12 protein-coding genes, 1 tRNA gene and 1 pseudogene are annotated in these 15,854 nt (G+C 46.0%); all 14 read right to left on the bottom strand.

Going from position 1 to position 15,854, the window contains the following annotated elements; genetic code table 11:
* Nucleotides 1-223, bottom strand: a 223-nt coding sequence (locus J3U64_RS09840) for a GTP-binding protein (protein ID WP_267409103.1), incomplete at its 3' end; no start/stop codon positions are given.
* A gap of 84 nt (nt 224-307) precedes the next feature.
* Nucleotides 308-2,410, bottom strand: a complete 2,103-nt coding sequence (gene fusA, locus J3U64_RS09835; protein WP_100140806.1) for an elongation factor G — start codon at nt 2,408-2,410, stop codon at nt 308-310.
* 18 nt (nt 2,411-2,428) lie between these two features.
* Nucleotides 2,429-2,899 (bottom strand): 30S ribosomal protein S7, encoded by a 471-nt coding sequence (rpsG, locus tag J3U64_RS09830; RefSeq protein WP_025329901.1) that lies wholly within the window; start codon nt 2,897-2,899, stop codon nt 2,429-2,431.
* Between the two features lie 92 nt (nt 2,900-2,991).
* On the bottom strand, nt 2,992-3,363 hold the full coding sequence (gene rpsL / locus J3U64_RS09825; protein ID WP_025329900.1) for a 30S ribosomal protein S12: 372 nt from the start codon (nt 3,361-3,363) through the stop codon (nt 2,992-2,994).
* A gap of 207 nt (nt 3,364-3,570) precedes the next feature.
* On the bottom strand, nt 3,571-7,746 hold the full coding sequence (gene rpoC, locus J3U64_RS09820) for a DNA-directed RNA polymerase subunit beta' (RefSeq protein WP_267409102.1): 4,176 nt from the start codon (nt 7,744-7,746) through the stop codon (nt 3,571-3,573).
* Between the two features lie 56 nt (nt 7,747-7,802).
* On the bottom strand, nt 7,803-11,984 hold the full coding sequence (gene rpoB / locus J3U64_RS09815) for a DNA-directed RNA polymerase subunit beta (RefSeq protein ID WP_267409101.1): 4,182 nt from the start codon (nt 11,982-11,984) through the stop codon (nt 7,803-7,805).
* Nucleotides 11,985-12,171: 187 nt separating this feature from the next.
* Nucleotides 12,172-12,546: a 50S ribosomal protein L7/L12 gene (rplL, locus tag J3U64_RS09810; protein WP_100140809.1), complete on the bottom strand. Its 375-nt coding sequence runs from the start codon at nt 12,544-12,546 to the stop codon at nt 12,172-12,174.
* A gap of 54 nt (nt 12,547-12,600) precedes the next feature.
* Nucleotides 12,601-13,101 (bottom strand): 50S ribosomal protein L10, encoded by a 501-nt coding sequence (gene rplJ, locus J3U64_RS09805; protein ID WP_100140810.1) that lies wholly within the window; start codon nt 13,099-13,101, stop codon nt 12,601-12,603.
* A gap of 278 nt (nt 13,102-13,379) precedes the next feature.
* Complete coding sequence (gene rplA, locus J3U64_RS09800) at nt 13,380-14,075, bottom strand: 50S ribosomal protein L1 (protein ID WP_100140811.1); 696 nt, start codon at nt 14,073-14,075, stop codon at nt 13,380-13,382.
* On the bottom strand, nt 14,076-14,507 hold the full coding sequence (rplK, locus tag J3U64_RS09795) for a 50S ribosomal protein L11 (RefSeq protein ID WP_037406890.1): 432 nt from the start codon (nt 14,505-14,507) through the stop codon (nt 14,076-14,078).
* Between the two features lie 126 nt (nt 14,508-14,633).
* On the bottom strand, nt 14,634-15,167 hold the full coding sequence (gene nusG, locus J3U64_RS09790; protein ID WP_100140812.1) for a transcription termination/antitermination protein NusG: 534 nt from the start codon (nt 15,165-15,167) through the stop codon (nt 14,634-14,636).
* A gap of 2 nt (nt 15,168-15,169) precedes the next feature.
* A complete protein-coding gene (secE, locus tag J3U64_RS09785) occupies nt 15,170-15,622 on the bottom strand; it encodes a preprotein translocase subunit SecE (protein ID WP_267409097.1) in 453 nt (150 codons plus the stop codon).
* A 63-nt stretch (nt 15,623-15,685) separates the two neighbouring features.
* Nucleotides 15,686-15,761, bottom strand: a tRNA-Trp gene (locus tag J3U64_RS09780).
* Between the two features lie 8 nt (nt 15,762-15,769).
* Nucleotides 15,770-15,854: pseudogene (locus J3U64_RS09775) on the bottom strand (elongation factor Tu); the annotation flags it as partial.

Genomic DNA, 15,854 nt, shown 5'->3' with positions numbered 1-15,854 from the left:
GCTCGGCTGTTTCGTATTCTACGTGTGATGTATTAATAGTAATACCACGGGCTTTTTCTTCCGGGGCATTGTCAATCTGATCGTAGGCTTTCGCTGCACCACCAAATTTTTTGGACAGAATGGTACAGATTGCAGCGGTCAATGTGGTTTTACCATGGTCAACGTGACCGATGGTGCCAACGTTTACGTGCGGTTTACTCCGCTCGAATTTTTCTTTAGCCATGAGCTAAGTTTCCTTGAATAAAGATCGATTAAAGAACGATGATAACCTGAAAGCACAAAGTCTTTCAGGTTATCGGTAAATAAGTTAGCCTTTGCGGGCAGCAATCACCTGCTCAGCTACATTATTCGGTGCTTCGGCGTATTTCTTGAATTCCATGGAGTAGGTAGCACGACCCTGAGTAGCAGAACGCAGGTCAGTTGAGTAACCGAACATTTCTGCCAGCGGTACTTCGGCACGTACTTTCTTGCCGCCAATACCATCATCGTCCATACCCAGTACGATGCCACGACGACGGTTCAGGTCGCCCATTACATCGCCCATGTAGTCTTCCGGTGTTTCTACTTCAACAGCCATAATTGGCTCCAGTAATACTGGAGAAGCCTTACGCATACCGTCTTTGAATGCCATAGAACCGGCTAATTCAAATGCGATTTGTGAAGAGTCCACATCATGGTAAGAACCGAAGGTCAGACGTACACGAATATCCACTACTGGATAGCCAGCCAAAATACCGTTGGTCATGGTATCACGGATACCTTTATCCACAGACGGGATGAATTCGCGTGGAATCACACCACCTTTAATCTCGTCGATGAATTCGTAGTTCACACCACCTGGTTCCAGAGGTTCCATGGTGATTACTACGTGACCATACTGACCTTTACCACCAGACTGTTTCACGTATTTAGCTTCGGATTCCACTGATTTACGAATGGTTTCACGATAAGCCACTTGTGGAGCACCCACATTGGCTTCTACGCCGAATTCGCGTTTCATACGGTCAACAATAATTTCCAGATGCAATTCACCCATACCGGAAATAATGGTCTGACCAGATTCTTCGTCGGTTTTCACGCGGAAAGAAGGGTCTTCTTTAGCCAAACGGTTCAGAGCCAGACCCATTTTTTCCTGGTCAGCTTTGGTTTTCGGTTCAACCGCAACGTGAATTACGGGTTCTGGGAATTCCATGCGTTCCAAAATAATCGGCGCATCAGTATCACACAGAGTTTCACCGGTAGTCACATCTTTCAGACCAATCACTGCAGCAATGTCACCGGCACGAACTTCTTCGATTTCGTCACGGTCATTGGCTTTCATCTGTACCAGACGACCAATACGTTCTTTGGTGCCTTTCACAGAGTTCACTACGGTATCACCGGATTTTACTACGCCGGAATACACACGGATGAAAGTCAGCTGACCAACGTATTTGTCGTTCATCAGCTTGAACGCCAATGCAGAGAATTTCTCATCATCACTGGCTTTACGGCTGTCTTTTTCACCGTCAGGTGTTTCACCTGCAACTGGTGGAATGTCTGTCGGACTAGGCAGGTATTCAACCACAGCGTCCAGCAAACGTTGTACACCTTTGTTCTTAAACGCAGAACCACACAATACTGGCTGAATTTCGCCAGCCAGTGTACGTGCACGCAGTGCAGCAACAATTTCTTCCTCGCTCAGCTCTTCGCCGCCAAGGTATTTTTCCATCAGTTCTTCGTTGGCTTCAGCCGCAGCTTCCACCATTTTTTCGCGCCATTCTTCAGCGACGTCTTTCAGATCAGCCGGAATATCCGCATACTCAAATTTCAGACCCTGAGTAGCATCATCCCATACGATAGCCTGCATTTTCAGCAAATCAACTACGCCTTCAAAGCCATCTTCCGCACCCACCGGAATGACAACCGGCACCGGATTGGCACGCAGACGGGTTTGCATCTGTTCTACCACGCGGAAGAAGTTAGCGCCCTGACGGTCCATTTTGTTGACGAAAGCCAGACGAGGCACTTTATATTTGTTGGCCTGACGCCATACAGTCTCAGACTGAGGCTGTACACCGCCCACAGCACAGTAAACCATCACTGCGCCATCCAGTACACGCATAGAGCGTTCCACCTCAACGGTAAAGTCTACGTGTCCCGGGGTATCAATAATATTTAGACGATGTTCTTTAAACTGGCCGGCCATACCTTTCCAGAAAGTAGTTACAGCAGCCGAGGTAATGGTAATACCGCGCTCCTGTTCCTGTTCCATCCAGTCAGTAGTGGCCGCACCATCATGCACTTCACCCAGTTTGTGAGTCATGCCGGTGTAAAACAGAATACGTTCTGAAGTGGTGGTTTTACCAGCATCAATATGTGCAGAAATACCGATATTACGGTATTGCTCAATAGGGGTTTTACGAGCCACGATAATTGCCTTTCTGCATTAGAAGCGGAAGTGAGAGAAGGCTTTGTTGGCTTCGGCCATACGATGTACTTCCTCACGTTTTTTCAATGCACCGCCGCGGCCTTCTGCCGCATCAATCAATTCACCAGCCAGACGCAAATCCATGGATTTTTCGCCGCGTTTACGAGCCGCATCACGTACCCAGCGCATGGCCAGAGCCAGACGGCGGGCAGGACGAACCTCAACAGGAACTTGATAGTTTGCACCACCGACACGACGGCTTTTTACTTCTACAACCGGTTTGGCGTTGGCAATGGCTTCGTTAAACACTTCAATGGCTTCTTTGCCGGTTTTCTTTTCAATCTGTTCCAGCGCACCATATACAATGCGTTCAGCCACAGATTTTTTACCGTCAATCATCAGCACATTCATGAATTTAGATAATTCGATACTGCCGAATTTCGGATCTGGCAATATGTCACGTTTCGGGACTTCTCTACGTCTTGGCATTTCAATTTCCTTAAACTATTCAGCTGGGATTTACCCACGAATATTTATGTAAATATTCACTTACTCGACAGTTTTCCTGCCGATGCGTCCCATTATTTAGGACGTTTAGCACCGTATTTAGAACGGGACTGTTTGCGGTCTTTAACACCAGCAGTGTCCAGAGAACCACGTACGGTGTGATAACGCACACCCGGCAAGTCTTTTACACGACCGCCGCGAATCAGTACTACGCTGTGTTCTTGCAGGTTGTGGCCTTCACCGCCGATGTATGAAATTACTTCATATCCGTTGGTCAGACGTACTTTGCACACTTTACGCAGAGCTGAGTTAGGTTTTTTAGGGGTGGTGGTGTATACACGGGTGCATACTCCACGTTTCTGAGGGCAAGCCTCCAGAGCAGGTACTTTGTTGACGTAAACCGGAGCCTGACGTCCTTTGCGTACCAATTGGTTGATAGTAGGCATATTTTCTCTTTATCCTGTTGAGTCAATACATGCCGACACCATGTCGGCAAAGCTGCTATTTTAACACTTGATTTATTACCCAGTCAAGATAATCAAGCTACCGTGCCAATATATCTGCTGGAAAAACAATCATATAAAACCATAAACATAAAACAAACCGCTGAAAAATTTTCAGCGGTTTGTTTTAGCTTTCAGCAGCAATTTTGGTTACTCACCTTTATCTGCCGCTTCAGCCGCCACTTGCTCCTGCCATTTCTGACGACGGCTACGGTGATAGGTCAGACCGGTACCGGCCGGAATCAAACGACCCACAATTACGTTTTCTTTCAGACCGCGTAAATCATCACGTTTACCCATGATGGCAGCTTCCGTCAGAACTCGGGTAGTTTCTTGGAAGGAAGCAGCAGAGATAAAGGAATCAGTAGACAACGATGCTTTGGTAATACCCAGCAATACGTTATCGAAACGCACCGGTTCTTTACCTTCTGCCAACAGTTTTTCGTTGGCAATCATCACATCACCACGCTCAACCTGCTCACCAGTAATGAAGTGGCTGTCACCGGCATCAGCAATGTTCACACGACGCAGCATCTGGCGAATAATTACTTCGATGTGTTTGTCGGAAATCTTCACACCTTGCAGGCGATACACTTCTTGTACTTCCTGTACGATATAGCGCGCCAGCGCTTCAATTCCTTGCAAACGCAGAATATCATGTGGATCCACCGCACCATCAACAATGACTTCACCACGATTCACCACCTGACCATCGTGTACCAATACCTGTTTTTCTTTGGAAATCAGGGTTTCATAGGCTACACCATCTGCATCAGTGATAATCAGACGCTGTTTGCCTTTGGTTTCCTTACCAAAGGATACGGTACCGGTTACCTCAGCCAGCATGCCAACATCTTTCGGGGTGCGCGCTTCGAACAACTCGGCCACACGCGGCAGACCACCGGTAATATCGCGGGTTTTAGATGAAGCCTGCGGAATACGCGCCAGCACATCACCTTTACCGACTTCCTGTCCTTCACGCACGGTAATCACCGCACCTACTGGGAAAGCCATGGAAACAGCAGTTTCACTACCAGCCATGCGAATTTCTTCGCCTTTGTCATCCAATAGCTTAACGGTTGGACGCAGTAGCTTAGACTGGGTAGAAGAACGACGTTTACCATCAATCACCACCAGTGTAGACAAACCAGTTACATCATCGGTCTGTTTCGCTACAGTCACTCCTTCTTCGATATTTTCGAAGCGTACACGACCGGCAAATTCAGTAATCATCGGACGAGTATGCGGATCCCATGTAGCCAGTGTTTGACCAGCTTTAACTACGCCGCCATCTTTGACCTGCAAGAGTGCACCGTAAGGTACTTTATGGCGCTCACGCTCACGACCGATATCATCATGAATCACGATTTCGGATGAACGACCAATAACAACCAGTTCACCCTTATTGTTGGCTACGTAGCGCATCTGGCTGGAGAAACGTACAGTACCACCTGATTTAGCTTCTACCTGGCTGGCTGCAGCAGCTCGAGATGCCGCACCACCAATGTGGAAAGTACGCATGGTCAGCTGAGTACCCGGTTCACCAATGGATTGCGCTGCAATCACACCAACAGATTCACCAGCATTCACTAGTTTACCGCGCGCCAGATCTCGGCCATAACATTTGGCACACAAGCCATGGCGAGTTTTACAGGTAATCGGTGTGCGCACTTTGACTTCATCGACACCAGAATTATCGATTAAATCAACCAGACTTTCGTTCAATAACGTTCCGGCTTCGACTAGTGTTTCGCCACTGGTCGGATCCACAACATCTTCAGCAGTAACACGTCCTAGAACGCGGTCACGCAGGGATTCAATAATATCACCACCCTGCACCACAGCTTTCATCACAAAACCATCACTGGTTCCACAATCATCTTCAACCACCACCAAATCTTGAGTCACGTCGACCAGACGGCGAGTCAGATAACCAGAGTTAGCGGTTTTCAGCGCCGTATCAGCCAGACCCTTACGCGCACCGTGAGTAGAAATAAAGTATTGTAATACGGTCAGGCCTTCGCGGAAGTTGGATGTAATCGGCGTTTCAATAATGGAACCATCTGGTTTCGCCATCAAACCACGCATACCAGATAGCTGTTTAATCTGCGCTGCAGAACCACGGGCGCCTGAGTCAGCCATCATGTAGATGGAGTTGAAAGATTCCTGATCAACCAAATTGCCGTCACGGTCAACCACTTTCTGGGTAGACAGATTATCCATCATCGCTTTGGCAATCTTATCACCGGTACGACCCCAGATATCGACAACTTTGTTGTAGCGTTCGCCGTTGGTAACCAAACCCTGACGGTACTGGTCTTCAATCTCTTTCACTTCGGCATTGGCTTCAGCCAGCAACTGTGGTTTGCTTTCTGGCACCAGCATGTCATCTACACAGATGGAGATACCAGCACGAGTAGAGAACGCATAACCGGTATACATCAGATGGTCAGCAAAGATGACAGTATCGCGCAAGCCACAGCGACGGAACGAAGCATTAATCAGCTTAGAAATTTCTTTTTTCTTCAGCGTTTTGTTAATGTGTTCGAACGACAGGCCTTTAGGCAAAATTTCTGACAGCAACGCACGACCAACGGTGGTTTCGTAGCGATTTACCACGGGCACAAACTCATCCTGACCGTTTTTCACCCATTCGCGCAGACGCACGGTAATTTTGGTTCCGAGCTCAACCTGACGGGTCTGATAAGCACGATGAACTTCTTTCACATCGGCAAAAAGGCTACCCTCACCTTTGCCGTTAATTTTGTCGCGGGTCATGTAGTACAGACCCAAGACGATATCCTGTGACGGGACAATAATCGGGTCACCATTGGCTGGTGACAACACGTTATTAGAAGCCAGCATCAGAGTACGTGCTTCCATTTGCGCTTCCAGACTCAATGGTACGTGTACCGCCATCTGGTCACCGTCAAAGTCAGCATTGAACGCAGTACAAACCAATGGATGCAGCTGAATAGCCTTACCTTCAATCAGAATCGGTTCAAACGCCTGAATACCCAGACGGTGCAAGGTTGGTGCACGGTTAAGCAATATTGGATGTTCACGAATCACATCTTCGAGAATATCCCATACAATCGGTTCTTCCTGTTCCACCATCTTTTTGGCTTTTTTGATGGTAGTGACAGTTGGGTCAAGTTGTTCCAGTTTGTGGAAAATAAATGGTTTGAACAGCTCCAAAGCCATTTTTTTCGGCAGACCACACTGGTGTAGACGCAGGTACGGTCCCACGGTAATCACCGAACGGCCGGAATAATCCACACGTTTACCCAGCAAGTTTTGACGGAAACGACCGCCCTTACCTTTAATCATGTCGGCCAGTGATTTCAACGGACGCTTATTGGCTCCGGTCATGGCTTTACCACGACGACCATTATCCAATAGTGAATCAACCGCTTCTTGCAGCATACGTTTTTCATTGCGTACGATGATGTCTGGTGCACGCAATTCAAGCAAACGTTTCAAACGGTTATTACGGTTGATGACACGGCGATACAGATCATTCAAGTCAGAAGTAGCAAAACGACCACCATCCAGCGGTACCAGTGGACGCAGATCCGGTGGCAATACTGGCAACACGTCCATAATCATCCATTCCAGCTTCATGCCGGAACGTTGGAAGGCTTCCAGTACTTTTAGACGTTTCGCAATTTTCTTGATTTTGGTATCGGAGCTGGTGGAATCCAATTCCTGCCGCAATACCGTTACTTCATGGGCAATATCCATGGCACGCAACAGGTCACGGATACCTTCTGCACCCATCTTGGCCTCAAAGTCACCGCCAAATTCTTCATATTTGCTGATGTATTCTTCTTCACTCAGCAACTGACGCGGCTGCAATGAAGTCAAGCCTGGGTCTGTAACCACATAAGCTTCAAAATACAGAATGCGTTCAATATCACGCAATGTCATATCCAACACCATACCCAAACGGGATGGTAACGATTTCAGAAACCAGATATGCGCTACGGGTGCGGCCAATTCAATATGTCCCATACGTTCGCGACGCACTTTGGACAAGGTTACTTCCACACCACATTTTTCACAGGTTACCCCGCGGAATTTCAACCGTTTGTATTTACCACACAAACACTCATAATCTTTAATCGGGCCAAAAATTTTGGCACAGAACAGGCCGTCACGTTCCGGTTTGAAAGTACGGTAATTGATCGTTTCCGGCTTTTTCACTTCACCGTACGACCAAGAACGAATGGTATCCGGCGATGCAATACCGATTTTGATCGCGTCAAATTCTTCTTCGGCACTGGCATTTTGCAGCGGATTAAATAAGTCTGATAAAGCTTTCATATTTGCTCCTGACGATGCCGCATGCAGTAGCTGCTACTGCATGCGACCGGTGTCGGTTAATAACGTTCCAAATCCATATCCAAGCCCAAAGAGCGAATTTCTTTCAACAACACATTGAAAGATTCCGGCATACCGGCATCGATTTTGTATTCGCCTTTAACAATGTTTTCGTACATTTTGGTGCGACCGTTCACATCATCTGATTTCACAGTCAACATTTCCTGCAGGGTATAAGCAGCACCATAAGCTTCCAGTGCCCACACCTCCATCTCACCAAAACGCTGACCACCAAACTGAGCTTTACCACCCAGCGGCTGTTGTGTCACCAGACTGTACGGACCAGTTGAACGGGCATGCATTTTTTCATCCACCAAATGGTGCAGTTTGAGGTAATGCATCACACCAACGGTGACTTTACGGTCAAAAGCTTCACCAGTACGACCATCGTACAGGGTCATCTGCGTACGAGTATCGTTAAAGCCCAGTTTCTGGATTTCCGGATCGTCTTCAGGATAGGCCAGTGCCAACATGTTTTTGATTTCGGATTCTTCCGCACCATCAAATACTGGGGTGGCTACAGTCATCCCTTTACGCAGATGTTTAGCCAGATTGATGATTTCTTCATCATTAAACTGAGACAAATCTTCTTTCTTACCACTGCTGTTGTATACCTTCTCAAGGAAAGCACGAACTTCATCAGCAGCACGTTTTTCGGTCAGCATGCGGTCGATGCGTTCACCAATACCTTTGGCAGCCCAACCTAAATGCACTTCCAGAATCTGACCAATGTTCATACGGCTTGGCACACCCAGTGGATTCAGTACAATATCCACGGAACGGCCGTCAGCCATATACGGCATGTCTTCAACTGGCAGAATGCGAGATACCACACCTTTATTACCGTGACGACCGGCCATTTTGTCACCGGCTTTTAGGCGGCGTTTGATAGCGATAAAGACTTTAACCATCTTCTGTACGCCCGGCTGCAGTTCATCGCCCTGAGTCAGTTTTTTCTTCTTGATTTCGTACTGAGCGTCTGATTCTTCATGTTTAGCTTGTAAACTTTCTTTAATCAGTTCCACTTGCTTGGCAATGCTTTCATCACTCAGGCGAATATCAAACCAGTCATGGCGGCTAGGCAATGAGGCTAGGTAGTCTTTAGTCACTTCACTGCCTTTAGCCAGCTTCAGCGGACCACCATTCACTTTCTGACCCAAAATTAAGCGTTCGATACGGTCAAAAGCATCGTCATTGAAAATACGCAGCTGGTCAGTCAGGTTCTGGCGATAGCGTTTTAGCTCTGCATCAATAATGGCTTTAGCACGTTTGTCGCGTTCAATGCCTTCACGGGTAAATACCTGCACGTCAATCACGGTACCGCTCATACCGGTAGGCATACGCAGCGAAGTATCTTTAACATCACTGGCTTTTTCACCAAAAATGGCACGCAGCAGTTTTTCTTCTGGTGTCAGCTGAGTTTCACCTTTAGGTGTTACCTTACCCACTAAAACGTCACCGGCCTCAACTTCAGCGCCAATGTACACAATACCCGATTCATCCAAACGGTTTTGCATGCGTTCAGACAAATTCGGAATATCACGGGTAATTTCTTCAGCACCCAGCTTGGTGTCACGTGATACCACATTTAATTCTTCAATGTGGATAGAGGTATAACGATCACCAGCAACCACTCGTTCTGAAATCAGAATTGAGTCTTCATAGTTGTAACCATTCCATGGCATGAAGGCGATGGTCATGTTCTGACCCAGTGCCAATTCGCCCAGATCGGTTGATGCCCCGTCGGCAATCACATCACCACGAGCAATCACGTCACCTTTTTGTACGGCCGGACGCTGGTTAATGTTGGTTGACTGGTTAGAACGGGTGAATTTCACCAGATTGTAAATATCCACACCCACTTCACCAGCAGTGGCTTCGTCGTCATTAACGCGTACTACTACACGGTTGGCATCAACGTATTCAACGACACCACCACGGCTAGCTGCAATAGCAGTCGCACTGTCAATCGCAACAGAACGCTCAATACCGGTACCTACTAGTGGTTTTTCTGCACGCAGACAAGGAACAGCCTGACGTTGCATGTTTGCACCCATCAAGGCACGGTTCGCGTCATCGTGCTCCAAGAATGGAATCAATGAAGCGGCCACGGAAACTACCTGCCCTGTTGCCACGTCCATATATTGCACGCGGTCAGGGGTAGCCATAATGGTTTCACCTTTTTCACGACAGGTAACCAGATCACCAATAATGCGCCCTTCATTATCTAAATCAGCATTGGCCTGAGCAATAACAAAACGACCTTCTTCGATAGCGGACAGGTAGTCAATATCATTGGTTACTTTACCATCCACAACACGGCGGTAAGGCGTTTCCAAGAAACCGTATTTATTGGTACGCGCATAAACAGCCAGAGAGTTAATCAAGCCAATGTTCGGACCTTCCGGTGTTTCAATCGGACACACGCGGCCATAATGGGTTGGATGTACGTCACGTACTTCAAAGCCGGCACGTTCACGCGTTAGACCACCCGGACCCAGCGCAGAAACACGACGCTTATGCGTAATTTCAGAAAGTGGATTGGTCTGATCCATAAACTGGGATAACTGGCTGGATCCAAAAAATTCTTTTATCGCAGCAGATACAGGCTTAGCGTTAATCAAATCGTGCGGCATCAGATTTTCGGATTCAGCCTGATTCAAACGCTCTTTTACAGCTCGTTCTACACGTGACAGACCACTGCGAAACTGATTTTCGGCCAGCTCGCCAACGGAGCGCACACGACGATTACCCAAATGATCGATATCATCGACTTCACCATGACCATTGCGCAGTTCAACCAACGTAGCAATGACTGACACGATATCCGGAATAGTCAGCACATGATTGCCTTCTTTATCGGCATCAGCAAAAGTCTGTGTCATCAGACGGCCATACCAGGATTCTTGTTGTGCTTCCAGCAGTTTCTGCTGATAAGTACGGGTATTGAATTTCATTCGGCCGACACGAGATAGGTCATAACTGTCTTCGTTGAAGAACAAACGGTTAAATAATGCTTCAACGGCATCTTCGGTAGGTGGTTCACCAGGCCGCATCATGCGGTAAATGGCAATGCGTGCAGCCTGCTGCCCATCGGTTTCATCGGTGCGCAGAGTATTGGATACATAGCCACCCTGATCCAGATCATTGATATAAAGAGTAGAAATTTCTTTAACTCCCTGAATATCAAACTGAGCTAGTAATTCTTCAGTGATTTCATCGTTGGTTTTGGCTAGCACTTCTCCAGTATCCGGCACGATGACATCTGTAGCCAGCACCTTACCTATCAGGCTTTCTGGTTCAACTTCTAACCATTTAATATCAGCGGCAACAATATCACGAATATTTTTAGCATTGATGCGTTTGCCTTTCTGCACCAACACTTTGCCATCTTTGTCGACTAAATCAAATTTAGCAGTTTCACCTTTTAGACGAGATGGAATCAGATTAGTATGCACGCCATCTTTAGACAGATGGTAGCTTTCACGATCATAGAACATGTTTAGAATCTGTTCTGGCGTGAAACCCAGTGCTTTAAGCAAAATCGTTACTGGCATCTTGCGACGACGGTCAATACGGAAATAGAGCAGGTCTTTTGGATCGAATTCAAAATCCAGCCATGAACCACGGTAAGGAATAATTCGAGCTGAAAACAGTAACTTACCGGACGAATGTGATTTACCACGGTCGTGCTCAAAGAATACCCCAGGCGAACGGTGCAACTGTGACACAATCACACGCTCAGTACCATTGATGATGAACGAACCACTCGGTGTCATCAATGGTATTTCACCCATGTAAACTTCATTTTCACGTACTTCTTTTACGACATTCGGTTTAGATGACTCTTTGTCTAAGATAACTAGACGGATACGCGCTCGTAATGGAGCAGCATAGGTAATACCGCGTAATTGACATTCGGGAATATCAAATAATGGCTCGCCTAAAACATAATGCGTGAATTCAAGACGTGCGTAACCGTTATGACTGATAATCGGAAAAATAGACTGGAATGCTGCCTGAAGACCCATGTCGGCGCGTTGGTCAAAAGGCGTTTCCATCTGCAAAAACTGTGTATAAGAATCCAACTGCGTAGCCAATAAAAACGGCACTTCCAATACATTGGCGCGTTTGGCGAAGCTTTTACGGATGCGTTTTTTTTCAGTAAAAGAGTAGGACATGAACAGTCTCCAGTAGGGAGGTTTGGCAAGTAAGGTTTTATAAATACTCAGGCAATTAGCCAAACTAACAAAGTAAAATTGAGTAAATAATGGCTATTTATGTAAATATTTATAAAATTTCACTTTAGGTAGACAAGCGAAAGCAGGCTGGTAGCCTAAGCTACCAGCCTGTAAAGCACAACTGAAATTACTTAATTTCGACAGAAGCGCCGGCTTCTTCCAGTTGTTTTTTGATATCGTCAGCTTCAGCCTGAGATACACCTTCTTTAAGAGTTTTAGGTGCACCATCTACCAAGTCTTTAGCTTCTTTCAGACCCAAGCCAGTGATGGCACGAACCACTTTAATCACACCAACTTTTTGTGCACCAGCAGAAGTCAATACTACATCAAATTCAGTTTTTTCTTCAGCGGCAGCAGCACCACCGGCAGCACCGCCACCAGCAACAGCCAAAGCAGCTGCAGATACACCAAATTTTTCTTCAAAAGCTTTAACCAGGTCGTTCAATTCCATTACGGTCAGGTTACCAACTGCTTCCAGGATGTCTTCTTTAGTAATAGCCATGCTATTAAACTCCAATAATTGAGAATGTAAATTTAAATATATAGAGGATGAAATTTATGCAGCTTCTTCGCCGGCTTTTTTCTCAGCCAAAGCAGCCAGTGCACGGGCAAAGCCAGAAACAGGTGCTTGCATAATACCCAGCAATTTGGCCAGCAATTCGTCGCGGCTCGGTATAGAAGCAAGCTCTGCTACCTGAGCAACGTCCAGCAAGTCACCATTATATGAACCTGCTTTCAATACGATTTTTTCATCTTTTTTTGAGAACTGGTGCAGTACTTTTGCAGCAGCTACCGGGTCTTCAGAAACCGCATAAACCAACGGACCAACCATCTGGTCAGCTAATCCGGCAAATGAAGTACCTTCAACAGCGCGACGAGCCAATGTATTTTTCAATACATGCAGATATACACCTGCTTTACGGGCATTAGCACGCAGTTCGGTCATGCTGGCAACACTGATACCACGATACTCGGCAATAACCATAGTTTGAGCGTTAGCAATGGCTGCTACGATTTCAGCTACGGCTGCTTGCTTGGTTTCAATATTGAGACTCAAGGTCTACCTCCCACTGTTTTTAAACAGAGTAATACGCGTATTACTCCACCCAGCGCGGCAACCCAAAAAGACATCCGTAAGCACACTTACTTAAGATTATCTGGGACTACCGTCTGCGTAGGGTACATTTTTAAAATCTATACAATTTGCACAGATTCCCTACGGTCTTGGACATCTACTTATTTCTAAGTAGCCCGACATATAAATGCATACCATTTATATGAATTTAGATGGCAGCCTAAAATTGATTCAGACTGCCAATAATATATATTTACTGCTTAATTAGTTACAGAAGCACTGTCAACACGCAGGCCAGCACCCATAGTGCTAGAAACTGCAATTTTACGCAGATATTGACCTTTAGCTGCTGCTGGTTTAGCTTTTACAATAGCATCTAGCAATGCATTAAAGTTTTCACGCAAATCAGCAGCTTCGAAAGAAGCACGTCCAATAGTAGCATGCACAATACCTGCTTTGTCGGTACGATACTGCACCTGACCAGCTTTAGCATTTTTCACTGCTTCGGCCACATTCGGGGTAACAGTACCTACTTTAGGATTCGGCATCAGGCCACGCGGACCTAGAATGGTACCCAGCTGACCAACTACACGCATGGCATCTGGTGAAGCAATTACCACATCAAAATTCAGATTACCCGCTTTAACTTCAGCAGCCAGATCATCAAAGCCTACTACGTCAGCACCAGCTGCCTTAGCTGCTTCAGCATTAGCACCTTGAGTAAACACCGCAACACGCACGGTTTTACCGGTACCTTTAGGTAATACCACTGAACCACGGATTACCTGATCAGATTTACGTGCATCCACGCCCAGATTAAAGGATACATCAATAGATTCATCAAATTTAGCAGTAGCATTGGCTTTTACCAGATTCAATGCCTCATCAATGGCGTACAATTTGTTTGTTTCTACAGCAGCGCGGATAGCTTGCATACGTTTAGAAAGTTTAGCCATTTACACACCCTCCACATCTAAACCCATTGAACGGGCACTACCAGCGATGGTGCGTACTGCTGCGTCCAGATCAGCAGCAGTCAGATCAGGCTCTTTAGCCTTGGCGATTTCTTCCAGCTGAGCACGAGTTACCTTACCCACTTTTTGTGTTAGTGGGTTAGAGCTTCCTTTTTGCAATCCAGCTGCTTTTTTCAGCAAAATAGATGCTGGAGGGGTTTTCATCACGAAGGTAAATGATTTATCTGCAAAAGCAGTAATCACTACCGGAACCGGCAAGCCAGGTTCTACATTCTGCGTAGCTGCATTGAATGCTTTACAGAATTCCATAATATTCAGGCCGCGCTGACCCAAAGCTGGGCCAACCGGAGGAGATGGATTGGCTTTACCTGCAGGAATCTGCAGTTTGATGTAGCCTACAATTTTTTTTGCCACTTGTTTAAACTCCAAATAAACGGGTATGACGCAGTTAATACTGCTCCCCAAAAGCAAGACCCGTGATTATAAAGAAAATTTCTTTCCCTTACAAGCACAGGTTTATTCGTGTTGTATTTTTTACAGTTAAATTTTTTCTACTTGAGAAAATTCCAATTCTACTGGTGTTTCACGACCAAATATCTGTACAGCAACGCGCAATTTATTGCGTTCATAATTAACTTCTTCAACGACACCATTAAAGTCTTTAAATGGTCCTTCATTGACGCGGACCTGCTGACCCACATCAAATAATACTTTAGGCTTCGGCTTTTCTACACCGCTTTGTACCTGATGAAGAATAGCATCAACTTCACGAGCAGATATAGGCAATGGTTTATTAGCGGTACCACCAATAAATCCGGTAACGCGCGGAGTATTTTTGACCAGATGCCATGAAGCATCAGTCATGTCCATCTCTACCAGCACGTAACCAGGGAAAAATTTACGCTCAGTAATACTGCGGCGCCCATTTTTTATATCTACCACCTCTTCAACCGGCACCAGTATCTGACCGAAATAATCACCCATTCCTTCACGTTCAATCCGTTCTTTCAGGGTTTTCTGAACATTTTTTTCAAAACCGGAATAAGCGTGTACTACATACCACTGTTTTGCCATGTTTAACTCCTCTTCATAAAGATGTCGAACAACAACCATGAAATCAGGCTGTCAACACCCCAAATAAATAAAGACAAGACAGCTACAAATATCAGTACAAACAGGGTCATGCGCAATGCTTCATTGCGCTCAGGCCATACTACTTTTCTGGCTTCTGACACACAATCGCGCACATAGACAGTCAGTTCACGACCGCCCGTACTCCAGAAAAATACAATTACAATGGCCGCTACTACGCCGATTAAAGGAAATAAATAACGAATGTAAAGCGGTAATTGCGCACCTAAAGTATAGAAGGCCAGAATACCTGCAGCAATCAGTATGGCTGAAAGGGTGTATTTAAGAAAATCAAAACGTTTATTACGCTTGATTTCCAGTTGCTGTTGTTGCTTAGCTTCAGCTTTTAATTGTGCTTTGGTTTTGGCTCCCACATCTTTCGATGTTTTGTTGTCCATACAACCACCTTTTTATTAATACAAAAAAGACTAACCGACCTATGGCCGATTAGTCTGTTTTTTTGGCAGGCCAGGAGGGTCTCGAACCCCCAACCCTCGGTTTTGGAGACCGATACTCTACCAATTGAGCTACTGGCCTACAAAACTTTAAGCGATAACTTTAGCAACCACACCGGCACCAACTGTTCGGCCACCTTCACGAATCGCAAAGCGCAAGCCTTCTTCCATTGCG

The sequence above is a fragment of the Snodgrassella sp. B3800 genome, assembly GCF_026535865.1.
GTDB lineage: Bacteria > Pseudomonadota > Gammaproteobacteria > Burkholderiales > Neisseriaceae > Snodgrassella > Snodgrassella alvi_E.
The sequence above is the reverse complement of the archived record's forward strand: the minus strand, read 5'-3'. Positions and strand labels throughout refer to the sequence as shown.